14 protein-coding genes are annotated in these 13,636 nt (G+C 35.0%); 12 read left to right on the top strand and 2 right to left on the bottom strand.

Annotated features, from left to right (window positions below):
- The first annotated feature begins 8 nt into the window (after positions 1–8).
- The 8 genes from E0Z07_RS03785 (at position 9) to E0Z07_RS03750 (ending at position 8,834) form a co-directional block, all read left to right on the top strand.
- On the top strand, positions 9–1,571 hold the full coding sequence (locus tag E0Z07_RS03785) for a RagB/SusD family nutrient uptake outer membrane protein (protein WP_006262295.1): 1,563 nt from the start codon (positions 9–11) through the stop codon (positions 1,569–1,571).
- 21 nt (positions 1,572–1,592) lie between these two features.
- Positions 1,593–2,471, top strand: coding sequence for a zinc-binding metallopeptidase (locus tag E0Z07_RS03780; RefSeq protein WP_006266768.1), 879 nt, complete (start codon positions 1,593–1,595; stop codon positions 2,469–2,471).
- A gap of 20 nt (positions 2,472–2,491) precedes the next feature.
- Positions 2,492–3,838, top strand: coding sequence for a DUF4302 domain-containing protein (locus E0Z07_RS03775; protein WP_006262293.1), 1,347 nt, complete (start codon positions 2,492–2,494; stop codon positions 3,836–3,838).
- Between the two features lie 147 nt (positions 3,839–3,985).
- On the top strand, positions 3,986–4,597 hold the full coding sequence (locus E0Z07_RS03770) for a 4'-phosphopantetheinyl transferase family protein (protein ID WP_131540301.1): 612 nt from the start codon (positions 3,986–3,988) through the stop codon (positions 4,595–4,597).
- 49 nt (positions 4,598–4,646) lie between these two features.
- Entirely contained in the window at positions 4,647–5,369 is a 723-nt protein-coding gene (locus E0Z07_RS03765; RefSeq protein ID WP_006264586.1) for a Bax inhibitor-1/YccA family protein, read from the top strand.
- Positions 5,370–5,441: 72 nt separating this feature from the next.
- Positions 5,442–6,068, top strand: coding sequence for a nicotinamide riboside transporter PnuC (gene pnuC, locus E0Z07_RS03760; RefSeq protein ID WP_006259755.1), 627 nt, complete (start codon positions 5,442–5,444; stop codon positions 6,066–6,068).
- Positions 6,053–6,451: an alternative ribosome rescue aminoacyl-tRNA hydrolase ArfB gene (gene arfB / locus E0Z07_RS03755; RefSeq protein ID WP_006259754.1), complete on the top strand. Its 399-nt coding sequence runs from the start codon at positions 6,053–6,055 to the stop codon at positions 6,449–6,451. The genes pnuC and arfB overlap by 16 nt, the downstream gene beginning before the upstream one ends.
- A 241-nt stretch (positions 6,452–6,692) precedes the next feature.
- Positions 6,693–8,834, top strand: a complete 2,142-nt coding sequence (locus E0Z07_RS03750) for a TonB-dependent receptor (RefSeq protein ID WP_131540300.1) — start codon at positions 6,693–6,695, stop codon at positions 8,832–8,834.
- 401 nt (positions 8,835–9,235) lie between these two features.
- Here E0Z07_RS03750 and E0Z07_RS03745 read toward each other — a convergent pair whose 3' ends face one another.
- A complete protein-coding gene (locus E0Z07_RS03745; protein WP_006259752.1) occupies positions 9,236–9,691 on the bottom strand; it encodes a Rieske (2Fe-2S) protein in 456 nt (151 codons plus the stop codon).
- 155 nt (positions 9,692–9,846) lie between these two features.
- Here E0Z07_RS03745 and greA point away from each other — a divergent pair, with 155 nt between their 5' ends.
- Positions 9,847–10,323, top strand: a complete 477-nt coding sequence (gene greA, locus E0Z07_RS03740) for a transcription elongation factor GreA (RefSeq protein WP_006259751.1) — start codon at positions 9,847–9,849, stop codon at positions 10,321–10,323.
- Between the two features lie 16 nt (positions 10,324–10,339).
- A complete protein-coding gene (locus E0Z07_RS03735) occupies positions 10,340–10,729 on the top strand; it encodes an HIT family protein (protein ID WP_006259750.1) in 390 nt (129 codons plus the stop codon).
- A 34-nt stretch (positions 10,730–10,763) separates the two neighbouring features.
- On the opposite strand, the gene E0Z07_RS03730 is transcribed toward E0Z07_RS03735, so the two are convergent.
- Positions 10,764–11,918 carry a sensor histidine kinase gene (locus tag E0Z07_RS03730; protein WP_006259749.1) on the bottom strand — a complete coding sequence of 385 codons (1,155 nt, stop codon included), beginning with the start codon at positions 11,916–11,918 and terminating at the stop codon, positions 10,764–10,766.
- Between the two features lie 133 nt (positions 11,919–12,051).
- Here E0Z07_RS03730 and E0Z07_RS03725 point away from each other — a divergent pair, with 133 nt between their 5' ends.
- Positions 12,052–12,924 (top strand): flavin reductase family protein, encoded by an 873-nt coding sequence (locus E0Z07_RS03725; RefSeq protein ID WP_058699159.1) that lies wholly within the window; start codon positions 12,052–12,054, stop codon positions 12,922–12,924.
- 25 nt (positions 12,925–12,949) lie between these two features.
- Positions 12,950–13,609, top strand: coding sequence for a DUF3127 domain-containing protein (locus E0Z07_RS18425; protein WP_058699158.1), 660 nt, complete (start codon positions 12,950–12,952; stop codon positions 13,607–13,609).
- Positions 13,610–13,636 lie beyond the last annotated feature (27 nt).

Here is a 13,636-nt window from a genome sequence, read left to right as displayed (position 1 = left end):
AGATTATTATGAAGAGAGTAAAGATATTAGTTGGTTTATTGTTCTTGGCTACAGCTACAGTAGGGTGTAGTGACTTTCTTTCGGAAGTACCAGACAATAGAACCCAAATAGATACACCTAAAAAAGTTAGTGAATTATTAGTAGGTGCTTACCCTTCTGCTACACATGTTGAGTTTGCAGAAGAGATGAGTGATAACGTTATTGACAACGGAAAACTAAATCAATCAACATTACAAAGCGAGCAGAACTTTACTTGGGTAGTGAATACGGAAGAAAGTTATGAAACACCAAAAGCGTTTTGGATGGCTTGTTATGAGGCAATTGCAAATGCAAATGCAGCATTAGATGCTTTATCTAGTATGGAAAAGGAATATGCAAATAAACCTTCTTTTAAATATGGATTAACTCATTTAAGAGCGGAGGCATTATTAGCTCGTGCTTATAATCACTTTATGTTAGTAAACTTATGGGCTAAGCACTATAATCCTGCTACAGCTGAAAGTGATCTAGGGATACCTTATGTTACTGAAGTAGAAAATGTACTTTTAAAAGAATATAAACGTCTTAGTGTTGCAGAGGTATATAAGTTAATTGAACAAGACTTACTTGAAGGACTTATTGGAATTAAAGGAGCTCAATATGAATCAGCAAATATAGCTAAGTATCATTTTACAGAAGCTTCTGCTAAGGCTTTTGCAGCTCGTTTTTATCTATATAAAGGAGAGTTTGCTAAGTCAATTGAATATTCTAATACGTTAGGAGATTTACCTATTGGTAAGCTAAGAGATGTTGCTGGTACTGCTGATTTTTCAACTGCTCAAAATGAAATTCACTTCTCGAGAACAGAGTTAGACACAAACCTGTTAGTAGTAACATCTCCTTCTAGAAAGAAGAGAACTACTTATGCATCTAGATTTGTACTTACTCAAGGAGAAGCAACTAAGGGAGATAAAGGATTGTTTAGTTCAAGTACTAATCCAGTTTCAGAAGTTATTAAGTCGCCAATGAATTGGAATTATCCTAATGCGAACTATAGTAATAATGACGCTTTTTATGTTCCTAAGTTTAATGAATATTTTAAGATTAATGACTTCACTAATATGACAGGTATTCCTCATGTTACTTTTGTACTATTTTCAAATGATATGTTGTATTTAGATCGTATGGAGGCTTTTGTGATGGAGAATAGAATTGATGAAGCAATTAAAATGTATACTTATTTAGTGTTATTAAGAACAGAGCTTCCTCCACAGTTTAAACCTGAAAGTTTAATAGGAATTTTACAGTATGAGGATATTGAAAAGTTGATTGGTTATGAGGAAGGAAAGTACTCGCCCATAACAAAAATTAATAGAGAACAGGCCGTTATGCTTGAGGCAATATCGGAAATGAGAAGAAGAGAAGGATTCCAAGAAGGATATCGTTGGTTTGATATTAGAAGATTTAATTTAGAGGTTAAACACAAACTAACGGGTGGTTCAGAACATATACTTCAAAAAGGTGATTTGAGGTATCAATTACAGTTACCACAGGTTGCTTTAGATAGAGGAATACCAGCTAATCCAAGATAAATACAATAAAATCAAGTAATTATGATAATTAAAAATATAGTTAAAGGAGCAAGTATTGTGTTTACTACGACGCTATTAATGACTGCTTGTTCTAAAGATGACTCATTGCGCAGTGAATCTATTTTTGATACAACAGAAAAGCCAAAAACAGAATTAGATCTGTGGATTGAAGCTAAATATACTAAACCTTATAATATTGCTGCTACCTATTTATGGGACGAAGCAATGGGTAAAGCTGATAAAACGCTATATCCTCCAAAGGTGTCTAGTGTTAAACCAGCTCTTCAAGTTATTAAGAAGATTTGGATTGATAGTTACTCTGAAATAGGAGGTGAAGATTTTGTAAAAAAGATAGCTCCTAGACAATTGCACTTAATAGGTAGTTATAACCTAAATCACAATGGTACAATTGTATTAGGTGATGCTGGGGGTGGTGCCAAAATCACATTGTATAATACTGATTTTTTAAACTTAAAAAACATAGATAATGTAAAACAGTTTGTACATACTATACAACACGAGTATATCCATATTTTAAACCAAACTAAGCCTTATGACTTAACAGCTTGGACTGATGTCGCAAAAGGTGGAGGGTATACTTCTTCTTGGTATAATCAAACTGCAAAAGCAAGTAACGCTCTTGGTTTTGTTACTCCTTATGCTCGTAACAACTATGATGAAGATTTTGCTGAGACTGCATCTTTTGTACTTGAAAAAAGTAAAACAGAATTGGCTGCATTTATGTTAACTGTACCAGAACCAGGTAGAGCTGTTATTCAACGTAAGATTGACATTGTAGAAAAGTACTTTAAAGAGCAATTCGATATGGACTTTTATGCTTTACGTGATGCTGCAGAGAGAAATACTAATGCTGTAGTATCGGGTGAGGTAGAAGAATAATATTATAAAGACTTTTAATTATGAAAAAATATATAGCAAAGGCTTTTTTAGCGACAATAATTCTTGCTGGAGTAGTTTCTTGTCAAAAAGAGGAAGATAGAGTTTTTGATAAATCTGTAGCAGAAAGACTTTCTGAACAAGAGAAAAAGCTAAAAGATCTATTACTTTCTTCTGAATATGGGTGGAGAGTAGTATATTTTACTGATACAGATGGACTAGGAGGATTTACATATTTAATGAGGTTTAAAGATGCTCGTAATGTCGAAATGGTATCTGATTTTGATCTTTCTGGACAAACAATTGAAAATAGTGAATACACTATTCAACAAAGAGCTACAACAAGTTTAATATTTACTACCCGTACAAAAATCCATGAATTGTCTGATCCAATAAATTCCCCTTATGAATCTGGTCAAGGTTACTATGGTGAATATCAATTTGGTTACTTTGGTAATACAGAGAATGAAATTCATTTTAGAACAGCGAAGAAGGATAGAGAAGTTGTTTTTGTAAAAGCGACTAAAGAAGATTGGGAGAATTTTAAATCGATTCCATCAATGATTGGAAAAATGTCTTCTTTAGATAAACCCTATTTTAGAACTTTACAAATTAAGACAACTGGCGAAGTGAAAGCATACGATTTAGCATATTCTCCTTCTGTTAGATTTATTGAGATCGAAGGGGGAGATAATGTAGTTGATGGCTCTGCTTTTGGTATTAGTTTTAACCCTCAAGGTATAAAAGTAGCACCTGCACTTAAAGTTGGAAGCGATTTGGTTACACAGTTTGATTATAATGCGAAAACAGGTGATTTTGAATATAATGCAAACGGAAATTTTGCATCTATTCAATATAGTTTTGCACCAATTAATACTTACTCAGACTATAAGAAAGTTTTGAATACGCCTGAGGTTAAGCAAGATAGGTTATTCCAGTTTCAAAGTAATACTTCATTAATTAACTCTAAAAGTAATTCTCCTCTATTTTTAAAGATGTTGAATGATTTAGGGAAAACTGCATTAGGAGGATATAATTTAGATTTGATTATATTTAACTTTAATGATAAAGAAGATAATGGAGAATCTAGTTACATCAGATATAGATATAAAGGAGTAAATTATTATTATGAGTTTAAGAATCTTGATGGAGATATAGCTGTTAAGGTTGCAGAAGGTAAATGGTATGGAGGAGCAGCAAGAGTTCCTCAAGAACTTCAGAAGTTTAATCATGGTTTAATGCAAGAGAATATTTTTGTTAAACAAGAGAACTTTAAAATCCAGTATTCTAATCCAGTCGTTACTTTTATTGGAAGTAAAGAAGGTATAGCATTCTCTACATGGGATGTAGGAGTGCCTAAGACTTTCTAAAAAAATATAAATTATTGATTAGTTAAAGCCGCTCATTCGAGCGGCTTTTTTTGTAGCTTATAAAAGCTGTATATACCATTGAGTAAAATGTTTCTTTAAGATTTTTTATTATTCAAGTATATTTGTCTGCGTAATTAAATAGATAAGATGCCTTTAGTAAAAGAAATCAAAGGAATAACCTACAAGGTGTTAGTTTGGAAAGTAGAAGAGAATCTCGAGGAACTGATGAATGGTGTTGTTCTACAGGAGCGTTCTTCTGAGCGATTAAAAGGAATGAAATCTGAAGTACACCAAAGGGGATTTATGGCAGTGAGACAGTTGCTGTACTATGGAGGATATAGTGATAACGACTTGTGTTATGATATAAACGGTAGACCTAGTCTTAGTGATGGTTCATTTATCTCTATTTCGCATTCATTTGAGTATGCTAGTATTATCATTGGTAAGGAGAATGTAGGTATAGATGTAGAGAAGAAGCGCGATAAGATAAAGCGTATTGCAAATAAGTTTTGCAATGAAGAAGAACTAAACACAGCTTTCAATGCTTTGGATGAGATTGATACATTGACAGAGATATGGTGTGCGAAAGAAGCTATGTTTAAGATGTGTGAGTCACGTAGCCTAAGTTTTAAAAGTGATATGCAGGTAGAACTTAAAACGAAAGAATGTTTTGTTAATAATGAAATTTTTAATCAAAAATTCGAATATAAAACAATAGAATTAGATAATTTTGTGTTGGTTTATGCATTAGAGTCTTAATGCTATTGTAATTTTAAAAAGATAATTAGTACTTTTGAGAAAAATATAGATGATGAAAAACAATTTTGAAAATGTTGATTACACGCTTCCTGTAGCTATGGAATCTGAAGTAGTAAGAGCACAGTTTTATAAAAAGACGTATGCTACTTTAGCAGCAGGAGTATTAGCTTTTATTGTATTAGAGGCTATTATGTTGAACACTCCTTTCATTGTAGAAGGGATGTTTACTATTATTGGGATGGGTAAGTTCTCATGGTTGATCGTGCTAGGTGCCTTTATGGGGATCACTTGGTATGCACAGAGACTTGCTGATAACTCAGTAGATAGAAAGGTGCAGTATGCAGGACTGTTTCTATATGTATTAGCAGAGGCATTTATCTTTGTGCCTATTTTATATATCGCTATGTCTATGACTAATGACCTTACTCTGATTTCTCAGGCAGGTATTATGACATTGGCTTTATTTGGAGGATTGACTGGAGTAGTATTTAGCTCTAATGCTAACTTCTCTTTTATGAGATCTATCCTTAGTATTGGATTCTTCTTAGCTTTAGGTACTATTATTTGTGGTATGATCTTCGGATTTAACCTTGGGTTATGGTTCTCTTTAGCGATGGTAGCTTTAGCTTCTGGATCGATCTTATACTCTACATGGCAGATTAAAAATGAATACGCAGCTAACCAACACGTACCAGCTGCTCTATCATTATTTGCTTCGTTAATGTTACTTTTCTGGTATATTCTGAGAATTGTAATGAGTAGAAACAACTAATTAGAAAGATATATTATACTTTTGAACCGCATTCCATGAAGAGTGCGGTTTTTTATTTTAAGTGTATTTGTTATGATTGACTTTTTTTTTGGAGCATATAGAGAGACTAGTACGCTTCAGATAGTGTTAGAATCTATCGTATTTATCTTTGGGATTATGAGTGTATGGTATGCAGGTAAGGAGAACATCCTTGTCTACCCTACAGGTATTATCGCTACGATTATCACTGTTTACTTACTCTATGTGATAGGATATTATGGAGATATGATTTTGAATGGGTATTACTCTATCATGAGTGTTTATGGTTGGTATAACTGGTCTAGACAGAAAGATGGGGATACTCTTCTAAAGATTAGTCGTACGAACACTAGTGAGAAGATTAAAGGACTTATCATATTCGCAGTTACTCTTGTGATCATCTATGGCGTATATCACTTCTCTGGCAAAGAGATCCTACCTGAGAACTATATAGATATTATCACATCAGGTATCTTCTTCACAGGAATGTACTATATGGCACTAAAGAAGATAGAGAACTGGACACTGTGGATCATAGGAGATATTATCTCTGTTCCGTTATATGCTTATAGAGGATATGGGATATTAGCAGTACAATTTGCTATCTTTACAGTATTAGCTACGATGGCTTATATATCGTGGTATAAAACAATAAATAGAGAAAAATGCTTAGAGAAATAATAGAAAGAGAACTGACATTTAAGGCTGTACGCAGTAGCGGAGCTGGTGGTCAGAATGTAAATAAAGTATCGTCTAAAGTGGTTCTGTCTTGGGACTGTCTAAACTCTCAAGGAGTAACAGAAGAAGAGAGAACACTACTATTAGAACGACTAAAGAATAGATTTAATAAAGAAGGTGTGCTTATTCTAGACGCGGATAATACACGTAGTCAGGTTAAGAATAAAGAGATTGTTATTGATCGTTTCTTTCAGTTATTAGCGATAGGACTACACATCGAGAAAGAACGTAGAGAGACGAAAACTCCTCGTAGAGTATTGCAAAAAAGAAAAGATAATAAACAACAGAATTCTTTAAAGAAAGCCTTGAGAAAGAGAGTGTTTTAATCAAAAAGGTGTTAAACATCTCTTCTTCTTAGATATAGTTGTTTTTCTCTAGAAAAACAGCCTATATTTGTACCATAAATCTCAAAGGGGTGCCGTACGGCTGAGATCATACCCATAGAACCTGGGCGGGTAATGCTGCCAAGGGAGTATATACAGTTCATTCTAGAACTGTTGTGGACTAGTGTAATTATTAATTAATAAGAATAATTGCCCCTTTTATTTGTAGATATTTTTTTTACGAATGAAAAAAACATTACTTCAATCTTTATTGTTAACTGCTGTTTGTGCAAGTTCGACCTATGCACAAGAGAAACAGGTTAAAGATTCTATTCAACAATCAACACTTAACGAGATCGTATTATCAGCTGTTCGTGCAGATGAGAAGACGCCTATCGCTTATGCTAACTTGTCTAAGAATGAGATCGGAAAGCGCAATCTCGGACAAGATATCCCTACCATCATGTCTTATATGACCTCAGTAGTGACTACTACAGATGCCGGTAATGGGATAGGGTACTCTAGCTTCAGGGTACGAGGATCAGACGCTACACGTGTCAACGTGACCTTAAATGGGATTCCATATAACGATGGAGAGTCACAAGGTTCGTTTTGGGTAAATATGCCAGACTTTACATCATCTGTCCAGAATCTACAGTTACAGCGTGGTGTAGGTACTTCTACTAACGGATCAGCAGCATTCGGTGCGAGTCTTAATCTAAAGACAGATGACTTCTCACATGAGGCGAATGGAGAAATCTCTAATTCTTTTGGAAGTTATAATACACGTAAGTCTACTGTCAAGTTTAGTACAGGATTGATCAATGATAAGTTCGAGATTGCGGGTCGTCTATCAGATATGAAGTCTGACGGGTATATAGACCGAGCTTCTTCTAGAATGAAGTCATACTACTTACAGGGAGTGTATGTAGGTGAGACGTCATTAGTGAAGGCTGTCGTATTCGGAGGAAAACAGAAGACGTATCAGGCGTGGAATGGTGTGTCTCAGGCAGACATAGATAAGTATGGTCGTCGTTATAATCCTGCAGGGAAGTATAAGGATGATCAAGGCAATACACAGTTCTATGACAATGAGACTGATAATTATATCCAGACGCACTATCAACTACATTGGAGTGAGAAGTGGTCACCAGCATGGTCATCTAACGTATCACTTCACTATACTAAGGGAGATGGATATTATGAGAACTATAAGACGAACCAGAAGTTTAAGACTTATGGATTCCAACCTATTATCGTAGACGGTAAGGAGGTAAATAAGACAGACCTTATCAGACAGAAGAGTTTAGCGAATCATTTCTACGGTATGGTGTTTAATACGAACTACACTACAGATAAGCTTAATGTAATCTTAGGTGGAGGAGCTAATAAATACGAAGGAGACCACTTCGGTAATGTGTTGTGGACTAGAGAACCTGTGAAGATAGCACCTAACTATGAGTACTACAGAGACGATGCTGTAAAGACAGATCTTAACTTTTACGCGAAAGCTACTTGGCAGTTCGCTGATCAGTGGAGTTTATATGGAGATATGCAGTATAGACGTGTTACTTATGAAGCTAACGGTATCGAGACAGGGTTAGTAGATGATAAATTTAACTTCTTTAACCCAAAAGGAGGTATTACTTATCAACTGAATGATTCGAACCAACTATATTTCTCTTATGCTAAAGGGAATAGAGAGCCGAATAGAAAGGACTACGAAGGCGAAGGAAAACCTAAGTCTGAGAGCATGGATGACTATGAGCTAGGATGGAGATTTAAAGGAGACCGTGCTACTGTGAATGTGAATGCGTACTATATGAAGTATAGAAACCAACTTATCTTAACAGGAGAAATAAACGATGTAGGAGCTATGTTAAGAGCGAATAGTGGTGATAGTTATAGAGCAGGTATCGAGATCGATGCGAATGTGAGAATATTAGATAAGTTATATTGGGCTCCTAGTATGACTATTAGTGCTAATAAGAATAAGAACTTTATGACTACAGTAGCTGATTTACCTGTAAACCTAGGTACTACGAATATCGCATTCTCTCCTGATTTTATTGCTTCTAATGCCATTACGTATTTACCTGTAGAGGGGATGAGTGTATCTCTTCTAACGAAGTTCGTAGGAGAACAATATATGGCCAACTTAGATGCTAAGGAATCAAAGCTTGATTCATACTTTATCAACGATCTAAGTGCTACTTATGAGTTCCCGATTAAAGGATGGGTACGATCAGTAGGCGTATCTGTATTGGCAAATAATATATTCAATGTAAAATATATGTCTAATGGATATTATGACCCAGAATGGGGACCTGCTTATTATCCACAGGCAGAGTTTAATATCTTGGCAGGACTGACTATTAAGTTCTAATCCATATTAATAAACAATCTAATAGGCTAGATTATTTATAGAGACCACCATAGCGATATGGTGGTTTTTTTTGACCTTGTTTTATCGTAATGTTGCTTTTAGTAAGATACTGTAGGTTTTATAAGGCATAATGAGCTAATATGGAGAGAATGACTCTATTTGCTCTTTTTGACTTATAATGGAGAGGTGTTTTGGTTTTAAATTATTGAAATATAGGTATTTATTCTTTTTTATTTTTATGTCGTTCGGAAGCTATTCGGTAATAACCAGTATTTACTTGGGTTGAGAGGATGTTTACCGAACCGTACTAAATCTCTACCCGAACCATCTCCACAAGAGAGTAAGGTACAAAAAAATACTCCGATGAAGGAGTATTGATATAGATTGATAGGATTTACTTATTAATAAGTCACGAAGATATTGTCACCACTTTTTCTTACTGGATAAGGCTTCAGTTGGTTGTATTTTAACCCTGGTTTTATAGACTGCCCATTACCTAGATAGAAGGCAGGTTCCTCTCCGTTATGTTGATGTTTATTGGTACAGTATACATACGGATCATTAGGTTTTTTTTGTACTAATCTAGAGGTAACAGGGTCAAACGCATGGTCAGGACAGGTTAGATCATAAGCGAAATATTGTGAGCCAGCGTTGAATATTGCTACACCTATAATGCCTTGACTATAATTCACATAAGTACCGTTCTGATATCTTAGGTAGTCTGCATCTGCTTGGTACAGATTTACCATAAGATTGACTTTTACATTGGGTAGATAAGGGTTGTGATACCCACTACCGCTTTTACTACATGCTATAGATATTAGTAAAGTAAATAGGATTAGAAATAATTTCTTCATTTTAATAAACTATTTGAAAAACAAATTTAATTATTTAACTTTGACAAATATAGTAGAACAGTTAATTATTGATTTAACGATAAAAATAAAAATATCTTTATAGCGAAGAATCCCGTTTTTATGGGATTTTTTCTATTTATATAAACGTGTTAATTATGAGTAAGATTTCGTATTATACTGCGGAGGGTCTTAAAAAACTAAAAGACGAGTTAGAGCAGTTGAAGAGTGTGGAGCGTCCAAAGGCATCTCAAGCTATTGCAGATGCGAGAGATAAGGGAGACTTATCTGAGAATGCAGAGTATGATGCCGCTAAGGAAGCACAAGGTTTATTAGAACTAAAAATAGCAAAAGTAGAGGAAGTAGTAGCTAATGCTAGGTTGATAGACGAATCTCAGTTAGATATGTCTAAGGCTTTAGTATTATCTAAAGTGAAAATAAAGAATCAAGCTAATGGAATGGAGATTACCTATACATTAGTAGCTGAAAGTGAAGCAGACTTAAAAGCTGCAAAAATTTCAGTAACTTCACCTATTGGAAGAGGACTTCTAGGCAAATCTGTTGGAGATGTAGCGGAGATCCAGGTTCCTAATGGAATCATGAAGTTTGAGATTCTTGAGATCACTAGAGACTAATTTTAAAAAGTATATTATGAGTTCTATTTTCACTAAAATCATTACTGGAGAGATTCCTGCCTATAAGGTAGCAGAGGATGATAATTTCCTTGCATTCTTAGATATTAATCCGAATGCAAAGGGACATACACTATGTATTCCAAAAAAGGAAATCAATAAGATTTTTGATATGGAAGAGGATCATTATATGGAATTGATGAGATTCTCTCGTAAGGTGGCTAAGGCGTTAGAGCTAGCTGTACCGTGTAAGAGAGTAGGGATGGCTGTAGTAGGGTTAGAAGTACCTCATGTACATGTGCATTTAATCCCTCTTCAAGAAATGGATGATATGCGTTTCATTAAGAAAGAAAAGCTAACTCCAGAAGAGTTCGAGAGTGTAGCTAAAGCTATTAACAGTCATTTATAAGACTGTATGGATAATGTAACAAAGGCTGTCTAGATTATAGATCAGCCTTTTTTTTGTGATATGTGATACAGAATGTAGTTCCTTTACCTATTTCTGATTGCGTTACTTTAATCTTTCCGTTTTGGAATTCTTCTACGATTCTCTTCGTTAGAGATAGTCCTAGCCCCCATCCACGTTTTTTAGTGGTATAACCAGGCTCGAATATTTTATTAAACATCTTCTTCGGTATCCCGCTTCCTGTATCTGTTACATAGATATTGACAGTCTTCTCACTATCCTGTATCAGGATAGCTAGTTTTCCTTTTCCTTTCATGGCATCGATAGCATTCTTGATTAGGTTCTCTATAGTCCAGCTATGTAATTCCTTGTTTAGAGGAATATTAATTTCGTAGTCAGGACAGTCTAGCGTGAAGATAATCTGCTTAGAGTTTCTCAGAGAGAAATAATCAAATGACTTCCTCGTCTCTGATACGATATCTACATTAGTTAGCTTCGGTATAGACCCGATCTTAGAAAAACGATCTGCTATTATCTGAAGTTTTTTGACATCTTTTTCTATTTCATCTGTAATTTCAGGGCTTACATTATCTAGCTTCATGATCTCTACCCAACCTAATAGTGAGGATAGAGGTGTACCTATCTGATGGGCTGTTTCTTTCGCCATTCCTGTCCATAGCTTGTTCTGAGTAGCGATCTTATTACTTCTATAGAAGTAGAATAGCAGTACTGTGAAGAATAAGAATATAAGTACTAATGTGACAGGGTAGTACTTTAGCTTGGTCAGTAAGGATGAGTTACCATAATAGACATACTGAGTTTGCTTACCTACTTTTAGGATAATAGGAGGGTTCTGAAACTTCAGTTTGCGCAGTAGAGCTTCTTTTTTCTCAGGAGTATTGACTATTTGTTCGTCTATATTGTTTAGAGAGATGATCTTATCATGCTCATCTGTCTGGATAATAGGGATAGTCTTATTCTCCATGATAATCAGAAAGGGTAGAGAAACGTCAGCTTCTATAGAAGTAGCTATATCAAGTGTATTCAGCGCTTCTGCCCATATTTTCATCTTGGTTCTCTCTTCTGTCTTATAGGTTTGAAAAAAGGAATAGGTGTTCCATAGGATGACTAATAAGGTGATTAAGGCTGCAGTAATGACTGACCAACGAAATATTTCTTTTTTACTTCTCAAGTTCTGATATGGGTTTTATGAACATTTAAAAGTAATTAAAATAAATGAATTGAATTTAGTTTAATGAAGTATTAAAAATTTTATGGTTCCTAAAAGCTTTTGTAACTTTACTTTTCTTCAATTAAATATACATATGAAATCTATAGAACCTAAAGATATATCTGTAGTAGAATTACAGAGATTAATGCAGACGTCTATCGGACCTCGTCCTATAGCACTAGCAAGTACCGTAGATGCTGATGGTAGACCTAACCTGTCGCCGTTTAGCTTCTTTAATATGGTGAGTACTAACCCGCCTATATTGGTCTTCTCTCCGTCTAGACGTGTAAGAGATAATACGAATAAACATACCTTATTTAACGTACAAGCTAATCTACAAGTAGTGATTAATGTGGTGACTTATGATATGGTACAGCAGACTTCTCTATCTAGTACAGAATATAAGGATGGGGTGAATGAGTTTGTCAAATCAGGATTGACGATGGTGCCATCTGATATCGTGAAGCCATTCAGAGTCAAAGAAAGTCCAGTGCAGTATGAATGTGTGGTACAGGAGGTAATCGGACTGGGTAATGATGGAGGTGCTGGTAATCTAGTAATCTGTGAGGTGGTAAAAATACATGTCAATGAGGAAATATTAGATGAGAACGGACAGATAGATCAGCATAAGATAGATCTAGTAGCACGTATGGGAGCGAACTGGTATACTCGTGCGAATGATGGTATATTTGAAGTAGAAAAACCATTGACTACACTAGGCCTAGGAGTAGATGCTCTACCAGAAGGAGTAGTGGAGAGTGGAGTGTTCTCTGGTAATGACCTTGGAGTATTAGGTAATGTAGAGCAGCTGCCTACTGAAGAGGAGATTGCTTCTTTTGTGAATGCAAATGAAGAGTTAAAAGAAATTTTGGTTGCTAAGAATCAAATCAATAAATTTAAATTAGCAAAAAAATATTTAGAAGAAAATAATGTACCTTTGGCTTGGAAAACAATTTTAGCCAAATAGATTGTAATTAAAAAAAGAGATTAAAATGGAAGTTACAGGAAGAATCAAATTAATTGGACATACACAAGATATCAGTTCATCATTCAGAAAGAGAGAAGTAGTAGTAACTACGGAAGAGCAATATCCTCAGCACATTATGATTGAGTTTACACAAGATAAAGTAAATTTATTAGACTCTTATCAAGTAGGTGAGCAAGTACGTGTATCTATTAATTTGAGAGGTAGAGAGTGGCAAAGTCCACAAGGAGAAATCAGATACTTTAATACAATCCAAGGGTGGAGAATAGAACACATGATGCCAGTTCAACAAGGTGGTAACATGGGACAAAACCAACAACCTTATATGGGACAACAAGATAATATGCAGTCTCAATACGGAAATACTGGTATGCAACAACAATCTAACCAACAACAAGGTTTCGCTCAGAACAATCAAGCTCAACAAATGGGTGGGTTTAATCAAGGGCAACAAGGTGGTTTCGCTCAAAATAACCAAGCTCAACAAGGAGGATTTAACCAAAACCAACAACAAGGTTTTGCTCAGAATACTCAATCTCAACAAATGGGAGGGTTCAATCAAAACCAAAACCAACAAGGTTTTAACCAAGGACAAAGTAATATGGGACAACAGTTTCCTCCTGCTTCAAGCTATATGGAGGAAGATCACGATGATTTACCATTCTAAAAATATTCTTTTAAGATGTCCCTAAGA

This window comes from Myroides odoratimimus (assembly GCF_004337635.1).
GTDB lineage: Bacteria > Bacteroidota > Bacteroidia > Flavobacteriales > Flavobacteriaceae > Flavobacterium > Flavobacterium odoratimimum.
Note: the sequence above shows the minus strand (reverse complement) of the source record. Positions and strands in the feature narration are given on the sequence as shown.